This window comes from [Brevibacterium] flavum, from assembly GCF_019317305.1.
In the GTDB taxonomy this organism is placed as follows: domain Bacteria; phylum Actinomycetota; class Actinomycetes; order Mycobacteriales; family Mycobacteriaceae; genus Corynebacterium; species Corynebacterium glutamicum.
The window spans coordinates 992,089-1,012,573 of sequence record NZ_CP079240.1 but is presented as its reverse complement, the minus strand read 5'-3'; the positions used below and the strand labels follow the sequence as shown (position 1 = coordinate 1,012,573).

At 54.2% G+C, this 20,485-nt stretch carries 19 protein-coding genes; 6 read left to right on the top strand and 13 right to left on the bottom strand.

Annotated features, from left to right (window positions below):
- Positions 1–46 precede the first annotated feature (46 nt).
- Entirely contained in the window at positions 47–1,216 is a 1,170-nt protein-coding gene (locus KW808_RS04880; protein WP_003862453.1) for a cupin domain-containing protein, read from the top strand.
- A gap of 169 nt (positions 1,217–1,385) precedes the next feature.
- On the opposite strand, the gene KW808_RS04875 is transcribed toward KW808_RS04880, so the two are convergent.
- Positions 1,386–1,484, bottom strand: a complete 99-nt coding sequence (locus KW808_RS04875) for a hypothetical protein (RefSeq protein WP_326998608.1) — start codon at positions 1,482–1,484, stop codon at positions 1,386–1,388.
- A gap of 95 nt (positions 1,485–1,579) precedes the next feature.
- On the opposite strand from KW808_RS04875, the gene KW808_RS04870 reads away from it, so the two are divergent.
- Entirely contained in the window at positions 1,580–2,215 is a 636-nt protein-coding gene (locus tag KW808_RS04870; protein ID WP_003862451.1) for a cyclase family protein, read from the top strand.
- On the opposite strand, the gene KW808_RS04865 is transcribed toward KW808_RS04870, so the two are convergent.
- The 4 genes from KW808_RS04865 to rsmI form a co-directional block, all read right to left on the bottom strand.
- A complete protein-coding gene (locus KW808_RS04865) occupies positions 2,198–4,249 on the bottom strand; it encodes a RecQ family ATP-dependent DNA helicase (protein WP_003862449.1) in 2,052 nt (683 codons plus the stop codon). The two genes, KW808_RS04870 and KW808_RS04865, sit on opposite strands and share 18 nt — an antisense overlap.
- Positions 4,250–4,367: 118 nt before the next feature.
- Positions 4,368–6,200 carry a methionine--tRNA ligase gene (gene metG / locus KW808_RS04860; RefSeq protein ID WP_003862447.1) on the bottom strand — a complete coding sequence of 611 codons (1,833 nt, stop codon included), beginning with the start codon at positions 6,198–6,200 and terminating at the stop codon, positions 4,368–4,370.
- Positions 6,201–6,256: 56 nt separating this feature from the next.
- Positions 6,257–8,044 (bottom strand): glycine betaine transporter BetP, encoded by a 1,788-nt coding sequence (gene betP / locus KW808_RS04855; protein WP_003862445.1) that lies wholly within the window; start codon positions 8,042–8,044, stop codon positions 6,257–6,259.
- A 159-nt stretch (positions 8,045–8,203) separates the two neighbouring features.
- Complete coding sequence (gene rsmI, locus KW808_RS04850) at positions 8,204–9,052, bottom strand: 16S rRNA (cytidine(1402)-2'-O)-methyltransferase (RefSeq protein ID WP_003862443.1); 849 nt, start codon at positions 9,050–9,052, stop codon at positions 8,204–8,206.
- Between the two features lie 47 nt (positions 9,053–9,099).
- Here rsmI and pmt point away from each other — a divergent pair, with 47 nt between their 5' ends.
- A complete protein-coding gene (gene pmt / locus KW808_RS04845; RefSeq protein WP_003862440.1) occupies positions 9,100–10,662 on the top strand; it encodes a protein O-mannosyltransferase in 1,563 nt (520 codons plus the stop codon).
- 447 nt (positions 10,663–11,109) lie between these two features.
- Here the strand turns inward: pmt and KW808_RS04840 are convergent, their stop codons facing one another.
- From KW808_RS04840 to KW808_RS04805, 8 genes are all read right to left on the bottom strand, one after another.
- Positions 11,110–12,270 (bottom strand): alpha-amylase family protein, encoded by a 1,161-nt coding sequence (locus tag KW808_RS04840; protein WP_003862438.1) that lies wholly within the window; start codon positions 12,268–12,270, stop codon positions 11,110–11,112.
- A 10-nt stretch (positions 12,271–12,280) separates the two neighbouring features.
- On the bottom strand, positions 12,281–12,952 hold the full coding sequence (locus KW808_RS04835; protein ID WP_003858471.1) for a zf-HC2 domain-containing protein: 672 nt from the start codon (positions 12,950–12,952) through the stop codon (positions 12,281–12,283).
- The gene (locus KW808_RS04830) at positions 12,945–13,352 is read right to left on the bottom strand and encodes a DoxX family protein (protein WP_003862437.1); all 408 of its coding nucleotides are present in this window, start codon (positions 13,350–13,352) and stop codon (positions 12,945–12,947) included. Before KW808_RS04830 ends, KW808_RS04835 begins: the two co-directional genes overlap by 8 nt.
- A gap of 56 nt (positions 13,353–13,408) precedes the next feature.
- Positions 13,409–14,611: a CynX/NimT family MFS transporter gene (locus tag KW808_RS04825; protein ID WP_003858467.1), complete on the bottom strand. Its 1,203-nt coding sequence runs from the start codon at positions 14,609–14,611 to the stop codon at positions 13,409–13,411.
- A gap of 22 nt (positions 14,612–14,633) precedes the next feature.
- On the bottom strand, positions 14,634–15,647 hold the full coding sequence (gene sepX / locus KW808_RS04820) for a divisome protein SepX/GlpR (protein ID WP_003858464.1): 1,014 nt from the start codon (positions 15,645–15,647) through the stop codon (positions 14,634–14,636).
- Positions 15,648–15,760: 113 nt separating this feature from the next.
- Positions 15,761–16,423 carry a GNAT family N-acetyltransferase gene (locus KW808_RS04815; protein WP_011265642.1) on the bottom strand — a complete coding sequence of 221 codons (663 nt, stop codon included), beginning with the start codon at positions 16,421–16,423 and terminating at the stop codon, positions 15,761–15,763.
- A 4-nt stretch (positions 16,424–16,427) separates the two neighbouring features.
- Entirely contained in the window at positions 16,428–17,687 is a 1,260-nt protein-coding gene (gene glp / locus KW808_RS04810) for a molybdotransferase-like divisome protein Glp (protein ID WP_003862432.1), read from the bottom strand.
- A 28-nt stretch (positions 17,688–17,715) separates the two neighbouring features.
- Positions 17,716–18,663, bottom strand: a complete 948-nt coding sequence (locus KW808_RS04805) for a UTP--glucose-1-phosphate uridylyltransferase (protein WP_003858460.1) — start codon at positions 18,661–18,663, stop codon at positions 17,716–17,718.
- Positions 18,664–18,735: 72 nt separating this feature from the next.
- Here KW808_RS04805 and KW808_RS04800 point away from each other — a divergent pair, with 72 nt between their 5' ends.
- From KW808_RS04800 to mscL, 3 genes are all read left to right on the top strand, one after another.
- Positions 18,736–19,308 (top strand): 5-formyltetrahydrofolate cyclo-ligase, encoded by a 573-nt coding sequence (locus KW808_RS04800; protein WP_003862430.1) that lies wholly within the window; start codon positions 18,736–18,738, stop codon positions 19,306–19,308.
- Positions 19,309–19,426: 118 nt separating this feature from the next.
- On the top strand, positions 19,427–19,981 hold the full coding sequence (locus KW808_RS04795) for an SAF domain-containing protein (protein WP_080708852.1): 555 nt from the start codon (positions 19,427–19,429) through the stop codon (positions 19,979–19,981).
- A gap of 82 nt (positions 19,982–20,063) precedes the next feature.
- Positions 20,064–20,471: a large conductance mechanosensitive channel protein MscL gene (gene mscL, locus KW808_RS04790; RefSeq protein ID WP_003862426.1), complete on the top strand. Its 408-nt coding sequence runs from the start codon at positions 20,064–20,066 to the stop codon at positions 20,469–20,471.
- Positions 20,472–20,485: the final 14 nt, after the last annotated feature.

The following is a 20,485-nucleotide window of genomic DNA, read 5'->3' as shown; positions in this document are numbered from 1 at the left end:
CTCTACCTTCACCCAACTCATCATCTACTGAAAGAAGGCTTCTGCTATGGCTACCACCAGCCTCCCCACGACGATTACACCGGATTCCGAGGAGACCGTAGAAAAGCGTCACTCCCTGACCCCGATCCTGGATTCACTTCCCTGCGAGTCAGTTCCCTATGCTCTGGCTGCAGGTCAGGGACAACAACACCAGCTTGGCCCCTACCATCTCACAGTTATGTCCCGTCCCGAAGACAACGGTGGAATATTTTCGCTGGCTCGTGTGAGCGCAGGCAAGACTCCCGCCACCCGGTTCTTCTCTGTCGCAGGACCGACGTTCCTCTACATGATGGAGGGGCGGTTGACTCTCTGGTTCGCTGATGGACGTCAAGAGATCATCGCTGGCGGCAGTGCCACCATTCCTGCGAATACGCCCTGGTCCTTCGCCTGTGAGGGCCTAGTAAATTCAGCTCTAGTGTACTCATCCTCGAATGCATTCCTACACGCGGCAGAGAAACTTGGCACGTCCTCGTTCTCCCACACCTTCCGCATCAGTGGCGAGGTCACAGGGCTTCCCTACGAGGAACTGGAGGATTGCGGATTCACATTCTATGAGCGGGACTACCTTGCCGAGCTCGGGCCGCATTTCGATCGCCTCCCAGAAGATATGAAGGCGTTTGCCCTGAACGATGGTGAGGGGGACCGGCTTGAGCAGTTCGAACAGATCAACAGCTTCGTCTGCCGTCCGAGACACACCGGAAATCAGTTCCTCGCTATGCAGACCAAGGGTGCCAAGACGCCTTATATACCTCGTCATTTCCACCGCCTTCACACCGAGAACTTCATCTGTCTGGACGGGCGCGTCAAACTGCACGTCAACGGTCAAGAGATCATCCTCTCCCGTGGGGATTACGTTCATGCCCCAGCCGGAACCATCCACTCTTTCGCCTTCGCAGGGCACAATACCCAGATGCTGGGAGTGCTCACCACAGAGGTATTCGAGAAGTTCTTTGACTACATAAACACTCCGACTAATGCTCGAGTTCAGCTGGAGGACGGGGGGAAGCCATTTTTTCCTGCTGAAGCATTCGCGAAAGTCCAAGCTGAACTCGATGTCGTGGTGGTCGGCCCGCCCCCCCACGAATTAGTACCCTGGATGTTGTTACAAACTCGCGTTTCGAACCAATTAACAGAACTATCACCTATCGTGCGCTGGACGCTAACCAATAGTGAGTGAGCCGAAATCCCTGTTTGTAACAACACCATTAACCATCGTGTGGACTGATACTGGATTCCACCATCGCGGAAGGCGGTCTCGACAAACGCCTTAGACTCTTCAGGTTTTTCAGATTCTCATCATTGATAATCGTCACAAGCTCTGATTCTTTTCGATCTGTGATAAACGCCTACCACTCTTCGTCAATCTCACCGCTGGGTAGGTAAAGAACCGCCGAATTGCCTTGGAAGTCATCAAACGACATCAAAATATTTTGTAAGCGAAGGATCGTACCAAATAAGGCAATAAACTCTTTTTACTTTTCCTCAACTTCCTGAAAAGTCGCCGCCCTAGAATTCACTAAGTTTCCGATATCTTTAACCCATGCAGATCATTGATCTCTCTCATGCGTTCACGCCCGGACAACCCCACTACCCTGGGGATCCAGATCAAGAAATTAAGACGGTCTCCACGATTGAAAACGATGGCTTTTTAATGCATCAATACAGACTTGTTGGTCCCTGGGGAACGCATGTAGATGCACCTGCACATTTCGATCCACAAGGTCGGACGCTTGATCAGATCCCTGTGGAGGAAACGCATTTACCCCTTTATTGCCTGAGGTTTTCTCGCCCCGATCTATGTACTGCTGCTGATATAGAAGCGTTTGAACATACACACGGGAAAATCGAACCAGGATCCTTCGTCGCACTCCACACTGGATGGGAATGGGGTAAACAAGGGATCGCACCCGGCTGGTCTATCGAGGCTTTAGAAATCCTCCATGCCCGTGGAGTCATTGCCATTGGCCACGATCTTCCCGATACAGACCCTTCACTGGAGGCACAGCGTTGGTGGCTGTGCCATGACCATTGGCAGATTGAAAACCTCACCAATTTGGACAAGGTTCCTGCAACGGGTGCGATGATTGCTTGTCCTTGGCCAGTTCCAAAAGATGGTGCTAGTTTCCCAGTGCGTCCAATTGCTCTCGTCCCAGAGCACCTATCCCCTACTCGCTAAAGCGAACGGCAGCACCTTCTCTGAGGTCCGCTGCGCAATGCCATTTCCTGCAACTGTCACCGACCAGCCAGTATCAATAAGGTCTGTCACCAGCAAAATAGGACCGGGAACTAGTTGCAAGCCTTTCGACCAGTCCCATTGTTTCAATAGGGCTTCTACTCGGTATGCGGAATTCTGAGCCATGACTTCTTCAGCACCCGGCGCGGCGGGAAGTACACCCGCAAAGTTCATTCGTCCCACCGCTGCGATTGATTGAGCTACCTGGATGATCATCTCAGTTGATCCAAAGTTGGTATTGCCGAGAGCGACCACGTTGGCAGGCCGGTTGGTCCAATCCCAGTTTTTCAGCACTTCGATGATGCGTGCCATCCATGGATCATCAGAATAAGCTCCGCTGTCCAGCAGGGCCTTTAGTGCAGGTCCACGGGCAATGTCATTGAGTCGTCCCAGTGCTCGTCCTTCTTCTAGCCCTGCGATTTTTCCTCTGACACTAATGCCAGTCGGCCACATTTTTCGTGGGGCTATTTTCACTCCGGGTGTTTGAAGCTGTTGGTCCACTTTCAAAGTGATCGAGGCATCGGTGTCGAGCCCCCACGTTTTGCCCGTGCAATTGTCGCAGCGCCCGCACGGAGTAGTTGCCTCCACATCGTCTAGTTCTTTGCGGAGGTACAGCATGCGGCACTCAGTGGTGTTCTGGTAGTTCACCATGCTTTGCTGTTCAATTTTCCTTGCTTGTTCAAGTCCTGCGTAGCGTTCCGCATCGTAGATCCACTCTTGCCCGGTGGAGACCCATCCGCCACGTACACGTTTGACTGCGCCATCTACGTCTAGCACTTTAAGTACTTGTTCAAGGCGTGATCGGGAAAGATCTACTTGTGATTCCAATTTGACAGTGGATTGCGCCTCATCGGTTAACACCGCAAGCAGTTGGCGGACTACCTCTTCGCGTGGGAACGATACTGATGCAAAGTACTCCCAGATCTCTTTGTCTTCAGTTCCTGGCAGCAGGATGACATCGGCACGAGCGGTGCCGCGCCCGGCGCGACCAATCTGCTGGTAATAAGACACCGGTGAGCTGGGGCTGCCCATGTGCACAACAAATCCAAGGTCAGGTTTGTCAAAGCCCATTCCCAGTGCAGAGGTTGCTACTAGTGCTTTGATCTCGTTGTTGATCAAGGCATGTTCTAAACGTTCGCGCTCTCCTGCTTCGGTTCGACCGGTGTACGCGGCAACATTCCATCCAACAGAATTAAGTGCATCGGCAAGATCATGTGCAGCTGACACAGTGAGGCAGTAAATGATGCCCGAACCCGTCAGTTCTTTGAGGTGGGTGGCAAGCCAAGCTGGGCGTTCGGTGGGGTTGAGCAGGTTCACCACTGATAGGTAAAGGGATTCACGGTCTAGCCCACCACGAAGCAAACCTGTGCCATCTCCTAGTTGGGCACGGACATCTTCAACCACGCGGTCATTGGCGGTGGCTGTGGTTGCTAGCACGGGAATATTGGGCGCAAGTCCCGCTAACAGGTCGCGGATGCGGCGATAATCGGGGCGGAAATCGTGACCCCAGTCGGAAATACAGTGGGCTTCATCGACCACCACTAGGCCTGTTTCAGCTGCTAGTCGAGGCAAAATGGTGTCTCTAAAGTCTGGGTTGTTGAGGCGTTCAGGTGAAATTAACAGCACATCGGCGTCGCCTGAAACGACTTGTTGCTGGATGGTTTCCCATTCCGTCATATTGGCACTGTTGAGTGTCGCTGCCTTAATCCCGGCGCGTTCGGCGGACGCCACCTGGTTACGCATGAGGGCTAGTAGTGGAGAAATAATCACGGCTGCGCCCGCACCGCGTGCTCTTAACAGTTTGGCGGCGATGAAGTAGACGGCTGATTTACCCCAACCGGTCCTTTGCACCACCAGCATGCGTTTGCGTTGGTTTACCAATGCATCAATTGCTACCCATTGATCATCGCGGAGCTGTGCGCCAGGTCCGGCGATTCCAGCTAGTAAGTTGTTGGCTTCTTCCCTCGTTGCGTTCATGCCTTCCACCTAACACCACGGGGTGGACACACACTCCCCCGCCCCACCCCCGCCAACTAATAAGAGCAGGTCAATCAGATATTTCTGATCAACCTGCCCGGTTCACGCGAAAGGTGCTTTAGTTCTGCACTGGTGCCCATTCTGGGCCGGTTTCGCCAAGTTCTGGATCGAGCTTAGCGATCAGCGGTGCTGGCTTCTCCAAGGTGGTGCCTGGCACGACGTCGATGCGCTGCCACTTAGCCAGCTGGGTCTTGTAGTCGCCCATGATTACTGGGTAGGTGTGCTCTGGATCTGGTAGCCCCACGCCGATTGGCTGGCGTGGTGATTCGTTGGTGACTTCCACGATCTGTGGTGTTGCAGCCCAGATTCCATCACGGCCCAAGGTCTCATGCACCTTTTGGGCGGTGTGTGGCAGGTATGGGGTCAGCATGGTGTTGCAGTCAGAAACAACCTGCAGCGCAGTCCACAGCACGGTGGCAAGACGCTCGCGCTTGGTGTCATCCTTGGCAAGCTTCCATGGTTCTTGCTCTGCGATGTAGGCGTTGGCCTCACCGACAACGTGCATGATTTCAGAGATACCGGCCTTGAACTTGGACTGATCCAGGTTCGCAGCAACGGATTCAAAGGCAGCGGTAGCAAGATCAAGGATCTTCTTGTCAGATTCTTCCAGTGCGCCAGGTACTGGTACTTCACCAAAGTTCTTGTGCGCCATAGAAACGGTGCGGTTGACCAGGTTGCCCCAGCCGTTTGCCAATTCGTTGTTTACGCGGCGGACAAATTCATCCCAGGTGAAGTCGGTGTCGTTGTTTTCTGGGCCTGCGACAGCGATGAAGTATCGCAGCGCATCTGGGCCGAACTCCTTGAGGAAGTCCTTCACGTAGATGACAACGCCCTTGGATGAGGAGAACTTGGATCCAGACATAGTCAGGAACTCAGAGGAAACAACCTCAGTAGGCAGGTTCAGAACACCCAGGTCACCGTTTTCTCCACCGCGGGAGCCCTTACCTGCGTAGCCGAGAAGTTCAGCTGGCCAGATCTGGGAGTGGAAGGTGATGTTGTCTTTGCCCATGAAGTAGTAGGACTTGGTTTCTGGATCATTCCAGAAGGTGCGCCATGCTTCTGGGTCGCCGGAGCGGTAGGCCCATTCGATGGATGCGGACAAGTAGCCCACGACAGCGTCGAACCAGACGTAGAGCTTCTTGGCGTTGTTGTCTTGCCATCCTTCAACTGGGATTGGGATGCCCCAGTCGATATCGCGCGACATTGCGCGTGGGCGGATATCGTCCAGCAGGTTGAGCGAGAACTTCAACACGTTTGGACGCCAGTCTTCGCGTCCCTTCAGCCACTCGGTTAGTGCTTCAGCTAGTGCTGGCAGGTCGAGCAGGAAGTGTTCGGTCTCAACGAACTCTGGGGTTTCGCCGTTGATCTTGGACACCGGGTTGATCAGGTCCGCTGGATCGAGCTGGTTTCCGCAGTTGTCGCACTGGTCGCCACGAGCGCCGTCGGTGCCACAGATTGGGCAGGTGCCTTCAATGTAGCGGTCTGGCAGGGTACGGCCAGTGGATGGGGAAATCGCACCGAGGGTGGTTTCCTTGATCATGTAACCGTTGTCGTACAGACCACGGAACAGTTCCTGCACTACTGCGTAGTGGTTGGAGGTGGTGGTGCGGGTGAAAAGGTCATAGGACAGGCCCAGGCCGGTGAGGTCTTCGACGATCTGGCGGTTGTACTTATCCGCGAGGTCTTGAACGGTGACGCCTTCTTTGTCTGCTTGAACCAGAAGTGGCGTGCCGTGCTCATCGGTGCCGGACACCATGAGCACGTTGTTGCCAGACATTCGCTGGAACCTTGCGAACACATCGGAGGGGACACCAAACCCCGCCACATGTCCAATGTGACGGGGTCCGTTGGCATACGGCCAGGCAACAGATACGAGCACGTTCTTCGTCATGCGTACCACCTTAATTTATGCCCGGCCGGAAAGGGGTATCAGGGGTTAAAAATTGCCTATCGACGCTTCCCCGCGCCACTCGCCTTACGCTCCCTGCGTCGCTTTGCAGCCAGTTCACGCTTGCGGTGTTCATTGTGAACACGACGTTCACGGGCAAGGCGCGCGTTGAAGCGTTGCTGCTCACGGTACTCGAGGTAGATCACATCATTGCTTAAGTCCTTGACTAACGCAAACATCAATCCAATAACCACAAACAGGAATGGTGTTGCAGCCACGATGGTGACGTTTTGCAAGTTGTTCAAGGCATTGTCACCACCAGAAAGCAATAGCGTTAGTCCAATAGCTGCGGTAGCAACACCCCAGGCAGCTGTCACCCACTTGTTGGCTTCCAGCTGGCCGTGCTGACTCATGGTGCCCATGACGGTGGAAGCAGAGTCAGCAGAGGTAATGAAGAAAGTACCCAGCAAAATCATGGCGATGATGCCCATGATTTGCCCACCTGGAAGTGCATGAAGCAATCCAAAGAGCTGCTCTTCTGCTGCACCATCACCCCAAATGGATTCCCCATTTTGTTCGAAGACAATCGCAGTGCCACCAAAAATGGAGAACCATACGGTGGACACACCTGCTGGGACGAGCAACACGCCCAGGATGAACTCACGGATGGAGCGGCCACGGGAAATACGTGCCAAGAACATTCCTACGAATGGTGACCAAGAGATCCACCATGCCCAGTAGAAGATGGTCCAGCTACCTAGCCACTCACCTGCTGTGCCGTCGGCACTCATGGCAGTGCGGCCTGCCATTTGGAAGAAGTTGGACAGGTAGTTGCCAATAGAACCTGGCAGCAGGTTCAAAATCGACACGGTTGGTCCGACAACGAACACGAAAATCGCGAGCAGAGCTGCCAGAACCATGTTGGCGTTGGAGAGGTACTGGATTCCCTTGCCCACACCAGAAATAGCAGAGAAGATAAATGCCAAGGTCAAGACAGAAACAATACCAATGACAGTCCAGTCACTCGGATTTTCAATGATGTTGGCTGCGGAAAGTCCTGCACCGATCTGCAGCGCACCCAGGCCAAGGGAACATGCGGTGCCGAATACTGTGGCGATAATCGCCAGGATGTCGATGAGCTTGCCCAACCATCCTTCTGCACCTTTTTCACCAATGAGTGGCACGAATGCAGAGCTTAGAAGCTGTTTACGGCCCACTCGGAAGGTCGAATAGGCAATGGCTAGGCCCACAATTGCGTAGATAGCCCATGGATGCAAGGTCCAGTGGAACATTGTCGTGGACATAGCAACGCCAACATTGTGTTCATCATATCCAGGTACACCATTGCGGTAGAAGGTTAAAGGTTCTGTGGTTCCGTAGAACATCAAACCAATACCCATACCTGCAGCAAACATCATGGAAATCCATGACACCGTGCGAAACTCTGGTGCTTCATCAATGCGGCCTAAGCGAATCGTGCCGAATTTACTAGCGGCGATAACAACGATAAAAAATACAAAGACTGTGCCAAACAAAATGAAGGCCCAGCCGAGATTGTCAACTACTGCTGACAACGCAGAACTAGCAAAGTTGGTAAAGCTATCTTTGAATCCGATACCCCACACCACTGTCGCTAGGACAATGACTAGGGCTGGAACGATGACTGACCAGTTAAGTGAGACCTGGGCGTCTTCGCCTTCGAGGATAATTTCCTCTTCGGCGTCGGCCAGTTTCCCTTCCAGGTTAGTTGGATTCTCAAGCAAACCCGCCAGTTCTTCGGTTGCGGTGATCTGCTCTGGCTGAGCATCCTCCACTATCGGTTTCGAATTTGGGTCAGATGTAGTCATAAAACTCACCTTTACTTGGGGAAACCTGGAAAGCAAACCGAAAAATGGGTTTCGTACCTAAACCGACCCGAACCTGACCTGGTCTTTTACATAGCTGTTACTTAAGTAAAGCCAGTAGGTCCCGTTTATGTTCACGGGAGCATCACAATGACATAACGATTAATTTTCCCTGGCAGAAATAACCGCATCGTAGAGTTCATTTTTGCTCACGCCATGGATTTTCGCGAGGTCTGCGCACACCGCTTTCAACCGCTCGCCGGAATCGACGCGCTGCTGGGCGGCGTCGATAAGCGAATCGACATCGACCGCGATATCGCCCGCGCCTTCGATGACAACGGTGATCTCGCCACGCACCCCATCTTGTGCCCATTCTGCCAACTCTGGCAAGGTTCCACGCTTTACCTGTTCGTAGGTTTTGGACAGTTCACGGCACACTGCTGCGCGTCGTTCACCTAAAACTTCGGCTGCGTGAGCCAGGGTTTCTGCGATGCGGTGAGGAGATTCGAAGAAACATACCGCGCGCTTTTCGGTTTTCAACGACTCCAACCACGTGGTGCGCGCACCTTGTTTGCGCGGCGCGAAACCGTCGAAGGCGAAGCGGCCCACGTGAAGGCCCGACAATGCCAACGCAGTTGGCACAGCTGACGGCCCGGGGAAGCAGGTGACCGGAATGTTCGCCTCGTGGGCGGCGTCGATAAGCGCAAAACCCGGATCAGAAACCACAGGCATGCCGGCATCGCTGACCACCAGCACCGTGCCCGTGCGTGCGGCTTCAATAAGCTTGCCGACGCGCGCCTGTTCATTATGGTCAAAGTTCGAGACCAACTGCCCCTTAATTTCCACCCCCAACGCAGCAGCCAAGGACGCCGTCCGGCGGGTATCCTCCGCAGCTACCACAGTGGCGTTGGCAAGCGCGTGGACCAGGCGCGGAGACGCATCCCCAATGTTGCCGAGCGGAGTCGCCGCGATAATAATTCCAGTGGGCAAAGATAATTCAGCAACATGCATGCATCTAGCTTCCCACAAATGCGCGCCAAGGCTCTACAATCAACCGAGTGAGCCAAGCCCTACCTGTTCGTGACCAGGGGCGGGACCAGGGGATTTTCGCTGGTACTCTCCCGCCCGCACCGCCAAAGTTCAAGTGGACCCGCCTGGATACCTATACCTGGGCGATCATCGCGGTGTTTGCTTTAGTCACGCGTTTTACAGGTTTGAGCAGTGCAACCGCCTCAGGCACCCCAGTTTTTGATGAAAAACACTACGTCCCACAAGCCTGGGACATGGTCCGCTCCTGGATCAACCCCATCACCGGCGGCATTGAATCCAACCCCGGATACGGACTCGTCGTTCACCCACCGTTGGCCAAACAACTTGAAGCACTCGGTGAATGGGTCTTCGGATACACCCCCCTCGGCTGGCGCATCATGGTCGCCATTTTCGGAACACTCACCATTTTCGCCATCATGGCAATCGCACGGCGCCTCAGCGGATCCACCATTGTGACTTTCATCGCCGGAATTCTCGCGCTTGCCGACGGCGTCCTCCTCGTCTCATCACGCTTCGGCATGCTGGACATCTTCCTTGTTTTCTTCATCACCGCAGCAGCATGGGCATTGATCCGAGATCACCAACAAATGCACCAACGCCTCAACGATTTACTCCTCACCAACGGCCAAATCACCAAAGACTTTGGCCCCCGATTCGGCTTCCGATGGTGGCGTTTCACCACAGGTGTATTCCTTGGTCTCGCGCTCTCCGTCAAATGGTCCGGACTGTACTACATCGCATTCTTCGGCCTGACCAGCGTGTTCCTAGACTTGTGGCTGCGCAAACGCTACGGCGTCCGACGCTACGTCACCGGCACCCTAAAAAATGACGTCATCCCAGCGCTCGGCTCCTTGGTGATCATCCCTGCCCTGCTTTATATCTGGAGCTGGCGAGCCTGGTTCGCCTCCGAAACCTCCGTCTACCGCCACGCCAAAACAGACGGCACCATCACAGAAGACTCCATCCTGCAGCTCTTCCCTGAGTCAATTGCGGGCTGGATCCACTATCACATCAGCGTCCTGGAATTCCACGGCTCACTGACCACATCCTCAGGTCACAGCCACCCCTGGGATTCCAAGCCGTGGGCCTGGCTTGTCTCCGGTCGACCCATCCTCTACTTCTCCTCCACCGACATCTCCTGCGACGTTGGCGGCACCTGCCGACGCATGATCTACCTCTTCGGCACGCCCGCCATTTGGTGGCTGACAGTCCCAGTCATTCTGTGGGCGCTGTGGTCTTTCTTCGCACGTCGGAGTCGTGGCTATATTGTCCCACTAGTGGCCTTCGCTGCAGGATTTTTGCCGTGGCTTGCAGCATACGACCGCCAAATGTACTTCTTCTACGCCACCGCATTGGTGCCATTCACCATCATCATGTTGGCACTCGCCTGCGGTGAACTGTGGGGCCGTGGAAAAATGACCCCCACTGGCTTAACCCGCGGATCAATGGCAGTGGTCACCTACATTTCCCTCGTGGTGATGATGTTTCTCGCGTTTTCGCCACTGTTTTACGGATTTGTCATCCCAGATTATGTCTACGAATCCTTGATGTGGTTCCCAAGCTGGCGCTAACCTCCCCTTTGGCCGAACCAAGTGACCAATGCAGCTCTTTTCACTGGGTGACCGGTCACCTGGTTTGGTTTTGAGAGCGCATAGCCGTCCCATATGGCCGAAATTGATCGGCCGGAGGTTTTTCGGTCACCTGTTTGGATTGTGCCTTGACCGGAGAAGGCGATTTAAGGGGTTGAACTTCCTCAAGTAGGCCTGGGTATGGGTTGAGTACGTTTGGGTGCTTAAAGGCGATTCTAGGCCGGGTCCGTTTTGGGGCCTGTGGGGCAGGTGTGATTCCTGCGAGCTTGCTGATCAAGAACTCACCACAAACCTGTGGCCAGACCTTAAAATCGAACAGATTTTTGCATCGAACCCAACCGGAAGCGCAAAAATACACCACACGCCACCATTATCAAGTGATTTGTGGTGTATTTTCGCAATTTTGTTCCCCCACCCTTGAACCGACAACTAAGCGCTGTACTGAAACAGCACCTTCTCTCCATCAAGGATCCGAACAGACACCTCTTCCAAATCAAGATGCACTGTCAGCTCTTCACCTCCAAGACCGACGGACTTATAGGTCATCGCTTCATTAGCAATCTCAAGGACTTCGGTGTGCGCCTGATACAACCACGGGTGTTGCCTGCGCAGCGCGATCAGAGCCTTATAAATGTTTTCAATCCAGGTGCCCAGTGGAGAAAACTCGGCAGGAAGAGGTGGCCTAATGGCATCGTCACCGAAAACGTTATCCTCTTTCAATCCCGTAAAGCCCTGCTCATCGCCGTAGTAAATGCTTGGGGTTCCTCCGACCGTGAAGAGGATCGCTGCGGCCAGGATCGCATTTGATTGACCGATTCGGGTGGCAATGCGGGTGACGTCATGGTTACCAATGAATGTCTGCGGTACGAAAGTATCGAGGAATTCATTGTGGCGACTCAAAGTCCATTCGAGTTCAAAGAAGTTTCGCTCTTTGATGCTGCTCCAAATGGCTTTCCACAGTTCGTATTCTGTGACGGAATCAATGCCGGACTTTTGTACGTAGTCGGAGTAATCTCCATGGATCATCTCTCCCACTATCCATGCGTGTGGGTGTTTTCGTCGCACTTCTGGCAGGACTTTTTCCCAAAATTCAGGGGCGATGGCGTAGACAGCGTCGAGTCGCCAGCCTGCGATTCCGCGGTCGAGCCAGTGGTTCATGACATCGACAACCAGATCCACTACGGCGGGATTCGTGTGGTCGAGTTCCGCCAGGATGTCGTGGCCTTCAAATGACGCCCCGGTGGTCAGGTCGAGATATTTAGAGGAACTGGAAACATGATTGAAGACGCCGTCGAAAAGCACTCCAATGCCCCGCTGATTCGCAGCCTCCAGCAGCGCGTCCATGTCTTCCTCGGTGCCGAGGCGCGGGTCGATGCGGTAGAAATCGAGGGTGTCGTAGCCGTGGCTGACGGACTCGAATACCGGTCCCAGCATGAGGGCGTTGCAGCCTAGTTCGACAACATAATCCAGCCACCCAATTAGATTGGGGAGCCGATGTGTGACAGGCGCGGGAGATTCAGGCCGGATGGGAGCACCCAAAGCGCCCAGGGGGTAGACGTGCCAGATGATCGCATGTTCAGCAAAACTCATGCCTCCCACCTTAGCCGGGCGCGGCGTTCAATGAGTTCCATGTACGCCGCAAAATACCCGGTCCAGAACTATTCACCAACGCAAACGACAGCACAATCGTAGAAATCAACAGCAGACCAATGGACAGTCCCGTCTGTGAATCGGCGACGCCAAACACGAGATCGCGCGCAGCAAAACCAGCACTAAATGTCCACAACGTTCCAAAAATCGGGAGCATGCCCGCGATAATCCGCGGCTTCCACGCCGCAAATAACAGCCCCACAGAAAGAGCAATGCGGTAGGCAACGGCCTCCGCGAGCAGGCGCGAGGTGAGCGGGTCTTCTTGGACGCTTATCGACGCCGAATCCCCCAACATTGTGATACCCCAGGCGAGGTAAACCACACCCAGGATCACCAACAACACTCGCGATAGCAGGGATCCCACAACCTTGGCGTTGGCATGCCTGCGCCATTCTGGTTCCACCTCTGCCAGAATGATCTCTGATAGATCAGGCGGGGTCAGGGTGCGAGGTTCCGCGGCGCAAAAATTGAGCATCCGATTCAACTCAGCAGCACGGTTGTAGTAATTTCTGCACTCTTCACAATTAGCGAGGTGCGCTTCAATTACTGCATCATCCAAGCCTGTCGGCTCACCATCTAATTTGGCGGACAGCGCGGCTTGAATGGCACTACAGTCAACCACGCGTGAGCACCCCATCAACGCTGGCTCTACCAGAACCAAACACAACGATCACAAGCAAAGAAACAATGATGAGCAAGGGGAATTCGATGCCGTTATCAACTGTGAAAAAGCCCGAACTCAAGTGCACAAAGTAAATAGCAGCGGCGATCAACAGCGCTAATGCACCAGCAACAAAGGTGGTGAGCAAACCAACCACTAGGAAGGCACCACCGAGCAGCTCAGAGATCGATGTGATCCACACCGAGAGCTTGGGTTGAGGCACTCCCCAGGCTGAAAATTGTCCTGTTGTCTTGGTAACTCCGGAGATGAACAGCTTTTCCCACCCGTGTGCCACAAAGATCACTCCGAGCACAGCGCGAAAAATCAGCAGAGCTGCATCCCTCACGACCGGTTTATCCATGGTTGACAGAGTACATCAGCCTTGCCCCTCGTTCTTATCGCGACGCTTAGTTGAGGCTACTTTGATCTCCTCAATTCATCATCAACCGTCACATTGCGTGCTGCTCTGAATCCCACAATCGACAACACTATTGTGCCCAAGGCCAAACCAACGAGGATCTCTGACCAGGAGCCAATCGCCTGGTAGATCGCTCCCACTGCCAATGGCCCAAGGGCTGCAAGAATGTAACCCACCGGCTGCACAAATCCAGACAAGCTTGCGGTAATTCTCGGATCTTTCGTACGCGCTGGAATCAGGGCGATAGCCATCGGGAAGCAGAGTCCACCTAAACCAAGAAGGAATGACCACAGGTACCAGCCTTGGGACGGCCACAGCCACGTTCCCACATAACCGAGGAACATCGATGCACCAAAGACCACTGGGAACCACACGAGGTTCTTATCCCTGGTCCTAGCGATTGCGACAGGCATTGTGAATCCACCAACAATGCCCATGATGCCCACAATCGACAATCCGATAGAGGCATGTGCGGGACTTACACCGGCATCGATAAAGATTTTGGGCAGCCATCCCATTTGGATATATGCGTTCATGGACTGCAAACCGAAGAACAGCATGATGAAGAATGCTGTTGGCGATGTCCAGATCTTTCCAGTCGAACCAGATTTCACAGTCTCGGCTGGGAAGTCATACTTCTTGTCCCACCACATGGGCAGCCAGATTGCCACCTGCAAAACGGCAGGAAGTGCCCAAATAAAGATTGCCCAGCGCCACGCATTCGATCCGCTAAACAGCAATGTGGACAACGGCCCCAAGGTAGATCCAACACCAAGCACGGTGGTGTACACCGTCATCAATGCGACAGTGCTTTTGCCACCGTGGAGTTTGATCCATGCCGGAAGCAAAATGTTGGCGACCGCAATTCCCATCACCACGAAGCCGGTGAGGAAGATAAATGCCCAAATGTTGCCGACCCATGGGCGGATTGACAACCCGATGAGTCCAACGATCATTCCGGATGTAAGTGCACCACTGAGTCCGATTTTCTTCGCTAAAGGCACAGCAGCCACACCAAAAATGCCGAAGGCGATTCCTGGTATGGCTGTGATAATTCCTGCGGTTGATCCGGACGCCCCAAAATCATGGACGAGATCATCAAGCACTGCGCCGACCGACACGATGGCTGAGCGCAAATTAAAAGCTGCCACGAGGACAGCTAGAAAGGTAAAGACTTTTAGTTTTGGGGAGGTTCCGGACATAGTCCGAAACCTTACTCTGTGGCTAGCTCACGCGACGCTGACCCAGGTGTCGAATGTTTCGACGTGGCTCCTCGTAGTAAGGTTCCTCCGGCATTGCCACCGTTGGGAGGCCTTCGAAATCTGGCGATTCATCATCAAGCTCGAGGACAACTGCACCTGGACGACGCAAACGGGAAGGAAGGTCTTCAGAGTTTCGTACACCCATCCGGGAGCGGCGGAGCCTGCGGATTCGACGAGCGCGAAGAGCATTCTCCTCACGAACCTGACTGCGCAGAGCCATCAGGTACAATGCGGTCGCAGCCAATGCTACTGCTGGCAGTCCCCAGACCCAACCGCCAAAGACGAATCCGAGAATTACAGAGATAACGACTGTGGCTGCAAGACCCAACAGGGTGCGCTGGCGGCGAACATACTGGGAGGCAGCGAACTCACGGTCAGCCTCTGGGTCGTAGTAGCCACGGCCACGTCGACGCTGTGCAAAGGCAACATCTTCTTCAGTCAGCTCATCGTCTGCATCAAATTCTTCGACCTCAGGCTGCTGCTCAGGCTGGTGTTCCTGGAAGTCCTCATATGCACGAGCCCTGGCAGCTGGGTGCAGGTGATCAAGCGGGGTGTCGTAGGAATCATCTAGCTCGTAATGATCTTCCACATTCCACTCTTGTGAAACTTCCACGACGGGAGCAGGCTCAACGTAGTCATCAGTTTCTAGAGAAACTTCGATGTCTTCTTCAAGCTCAACATCGGTGTCGAGATCTTCCTCGACGGGTTCTTCTTTGCGTGGTCGGAAAATGCTGGGAGAATCGACGATCTCATAATCATCATCCACATCATCTGTATCTTCCTCATCGTCTAGCTGAGCAGAACTCAAGCCAGGGCGACGAGGAGACGGAATGTTGCTTCCGCCTTCAGAGATAACGCGGGTGTCGTCGAATGCTTCTCCAGCCTTAGCAATGGGCTTTTGGCCTCGAAGAAGTAGCGGTGCGAGCACAACAAGCCACACCACCACAATCAGGCCGATCACAAGGATTCCGGACACGTGGAGCACCTAACCTTCCCGTACGGGTGCAAAATTTAAATCTGAACTTGAGGGTATCGGCAATCTCACACCCCTCTTGGGTGCCACGCCGAAAAATTTCTTCGCATTAATAATCATCGGCGCAATCGTCCCTCTCTAGTGAGACGTTCCACCGCGGTTATTGAATACTCATCCGCCAGCAATGCCACAAAATGGTGATCCATCCATTGTCCATCAATATGCAGATTTCTAATGAGATAGCCTTCTGGGCGGAAACCGCTATGTCCGAGCACCTTCCCGGATGCTGGGTTGCTGGGTAGATAGGTGGCGGTGAGGCGATGCAGACCTATGCGTCGAAAAGCATGATCCACGCCGAGCGCGCAGGCAGCCGTAGCGATACCTCGCCCCGTCACCGCGCTGGAAACCCAATAGCCAATCCAGGCATCGGAGATGCCGCCGTGCTGGATGTTGCCGATAGTCAACTGCCCCACGAACCGGCCATCCAACTCGATGACCATGGGAACCACGGTGCCTTTTCGCGCAGCGCGCATCAAATAGGTGATGTTATCCCACCAGGACAACCGCGAATGCGCTTCACTCCAGGACGTGGGAACCGTGGGCTCCACGGGCTTGAGGAATTCCTTATCGCGCATGCGTAAATCCGACCATGCGCGGAAATCACGGCGCTTCAAGGGCCTCAAACGTAGCCTGCCACCATCCGGCAAAATGACCGTTTGCGTTGACTCTGGCCAGCCGGGGTGTCGAAAATGCGTCGGACCTGACGGTGCATTACGCATCGAACTATCGACCTTGGGCAAGGAAGATCACGTCCACGACATCTCCCGGTCGGATTTCTGTGACATCTTCTGGAATGCGGATCATGCCGTTTGCTTCGGACAATCCTGCCAATAGGTGCGATGGTGCGCCCGTTGCACCACCCAAAGCCTCCACGAGGTAGTCCTGGGTTTCTGCATCGCGCATGAGCCTGGACCTGATGAAACCTTTTCGACCCGCCACAGACACCACGTGGTTGAGCGCTCGAGCTCGAACAACCCGGCGCGCCGCATTGCTCTTGCCCAGGCTCATGCGCACGACCGGGCGGACGAAGGTTTCAAAAATAACTAACGACGCCACCGGATTGGAAGGCAGAAGGAAGCATGGAATCTTGTTCTCGCCGAGCAGACCGAATCCTTGGACAGAACCGGGGTGCATTGCGACGCGTTCGGTGTCGATATCGCCTAGCTCGTTGAGAACCTGGCGCACGCCAGCTGAACCAGCACCGCCAACAGCTCCGGTGATGACGATGATTTCCGAGCGCAGCATCTGGGATTCAATGATCTCTTTGATGCGACGAGGTTCACCGGCAGCAATGCCGTAGCGGTACACATCTGCGCCCGCTTCCCTACCGGCGGCAGCCAAAGAATAGGAATTGACGTCAAACACCTGGCCGAGGCCTGGCTGGCGATCAATATCAACAAGTTCAGCGCCGACGGAGATAACCGACATGCGTGGGCGTGGGTACACCAACACTTTGGAGCGACCAACAGCTGCGAGCAAACCAATTTGGGCAGGGCCTAAGACCGCGCCAGCACTGACTGCGATGTCTCCCGGTTGGATGTCATCGCCTTCTTTGCGCACAAACTCGCCAGAGCGCACAGGTCGCTGCGCGGTTACTCGTTTGCGGCCACGATCTGACCACGCCATGGGCAGCACCGCATCCGCAAGCATCGGCAGTGGCGCACCGGTGTGGACCATGACTGCTTGTTTAGGCTGCAGGCGCAACGGCTGCTGAGAACCCGCAGCTACTTCACCCACCACGGGCAGGGATTTTTCCGGAGGAGCAACCGGCAGTTGCTGGCTAAGAGACTTCTCGCCGCCGACATCGACTGCTCGAACCGCATAACCATCAATCGCTGCTTGCGCGAAACCCGGCAAAGCACGACTAGCTTGAACCTCTTCCGCGCACATCAAACCCAGTGCCTCTGCAATAGCAATACGCACTGGCTCTGGAGCTACCGCTGCCTCGGTGACAATGGATAGCTGTTGCTCGACTGATCGCACTACGGACCTCCTAATCGGAACCAGGCAGCTATTTTACTTGAGAATCGTCTGCAATACGTTCCGCAGCTTCATGTTCAGCCAAAATCTGTTTGATTGCATCTTTTAGCTGCGCACCATAAACAGGGTGGGACAGACCGAAATCAACACACGCCGGAATGTACCCGCCAGGGTTGCCAAGATCGTGGCGTTTGCCCTGGTGAATGACGATATGGACCGGATGGCCTTCGTCGATAAGCAAATCAATCGCGTCGGTGAGCTGCAACTCGCCGCCAGCGCCTGGTGTGATGCGGCGCAGGGCGTCAAAGATTTTTCGGTCAAGCAGGTAGCGGCCAGTCGCGGCGAGGCGTGATGGCGCGTCTTCGATGGCTGGTTTTTCCACCATGCCCTTGACCTTTTTGACATCGGAATCTTTGGTGTCAGCTTCGATTTCAAAGATGCCATACTTAGAAACGTCAGCTTCAGAAACCTCAACTGCACAAAGGACAGATCCACCGAACTCTGCTCGGACCTGAGCCATGCGCTCCATAACACCGGTTGGCAACACGAGATCGTCCGGCAACATCACCGCTACGACATCTTCATCATCATCCAACACAGACTCAGCCAAACCAACAGCATGACCTAGCCCCAGCGGCTTGTCCTGGGTTACTGGAACTGCCTTGATTAAATCGGCGGCGCGGCGGATTATCTCCACCTGGTCAGTCTTGCCACGCTCCATCAGCGTTTCTTCCAATTCAGAAGAACGCTCAAAGTGTGCAAGTACCCCAGCTTTGTTTGGCGCAGTGATGATCGCCAGCCTGGTCGCACCAAGTTCGGCAGCTTCAGCAGCAATCAGCTCAATACCTGGGGTATCGACAACCGGCAGCAACTCCTTGGGTACGGTTTTGGTGGCCGGAAGGAATCGGGTTCCCAGTCCTGCAGCAGGCACTACGACGGTTTTAACCGCGTTCACGTGCTCATCGATAGGCAAACTCATGGAACCAAGAGTACCTGCCCCCGAAACCCCAATCGTCGTACCCCTCCGAAAATAACGGTTATCCTTAGATTTATGAGCCAAACTAAGCAGGAACTGCGCACGAAGCTTCGGGAAGCGCGCACCAATATGGATGAGGCTTCTCGCACGCGAGAAAACGCAGCCATCATTGCCAACGTTTCTTATTACATCCGCTCAAAGCAGCCAAAAAGGATTGCCGCTTACGTGCCGGTCCGTACCGAACCTGGTGGGCGATTGCTTCTCGACGCCCTCCACGCCGAAACTTCCGCGCTTATTTTGCCAGTCTCCCTCGAGGATCGACGCCTCGACTGGGCTCTTTATGAAGGCCCAACCAGCCTTGTTCCTGGCGCATTTGGCATCCAGGAACCCGGTGGCACTCGCCTTGGACCTGAAGCTCTCAACTTCTGCGACCTTGTCATCGCCCCCGCACTGGCATGCACCCCCAGTGGAATCAGGCTAGGTAAAGGTGGCGGTTTCTACGACCGCGCTCTAGCCGCCGGAGTAAAGGCTGACGTGGTTACTTTGCTCTTCAACGGAGAAATCCGCGATGATATCGAAGTGGAAGAACATGATCTTCCCGTCAACGTCATAATTACCCCCGCAGGTGTTCGGAACCTAGGAGCCTAAAAAACAGTCCAACCACTATATGGACTTAAAAAAGACATTCACCACCCCGAGTTGGCACCGCACCCTAGTTTTAAGAAGAATAATCGCCTTCATCCTGATCGGGATTGCAGGACTGCTGATAGCACATTCTTGGCTCAAGAAGGATCCAACTGCCGTTGTCATAGTGCAAGAAATTCCTGCTGGCACCAAGGTTGAGGCCTCTGACCTTGGACTTCAGGCAATCCCCACTTCCCTACTGCCCAGCACCTCCTACGATTCGATTGACGATGTAGTTGGGCTCGTTGCGGCCTCCACATTAAGTTCCGGGGAAATAGCCACAAAGCCTCGATTCGTGGGCACCGAATTGATAAACTCCATTGCGACAAACGTCACTGATAGCTCTTTGGTGGAAGAAATTAACATGGTTCCACTCAGTTTGGCTGAACCTTCCGTCATCCCCCTACTGCAGCATGGGGACACCATTTCGGTTGTTTCCCAAGACCCAGACACCGGTCTCCCAGAGAACATTGCTGCAGGTGGAACAGTAATTCTGGCGGGTGGTACAGACCCCTCAACCATCTTGATTGCGCTTCCACAATCAATCGCTGAAAAGGTTGCAGCACAATCGCTCAATACCCCTCTGGCGGTAGTCCTCACCGGAGACCGAGCGGATAATTACACAACCGCCGAATAGTTCCCTATTCAAAAAAAAGGTACTTTCCGCTACAGTTCATTTGTCGTTCTTACTGTCCACACTATCGTCAGGGGTAACAACCATGCTTAAAGGTTTTAGAGATTTCATCCTTCGCGGAAATGTCATCGAACTCGCAGTTGCCGTGGTCATCGGTACTGCCTTCACCGCTATCGTGACAGCATTCTCCGAGAACATCATCAACCCATTAATCGCTTCCATCGGCAGCACAGAGGTTGAAGGCCTCGGCTTCCACATCCGCGCAGGCAACGCCGCAACGTTCGTGGACTTCGGCGCCGTCATCACCGCAGCGATCAACTTCCTCATCATCGCAGCAATTGTCTACTTCGTCCTCGTTGCTCCAATGAACAAGCTCAGCGAAACCCTCGCAAAACGCAAGCGTGTTGAAGAAGACGAGACCCCAGCTTCCATCGAAGCAGAACTCCTCACCGAGATCCGCGATCTCCTGCAGGAGCAAAAGCGCCTTCAGTAGTTAAAAGGCCCTAA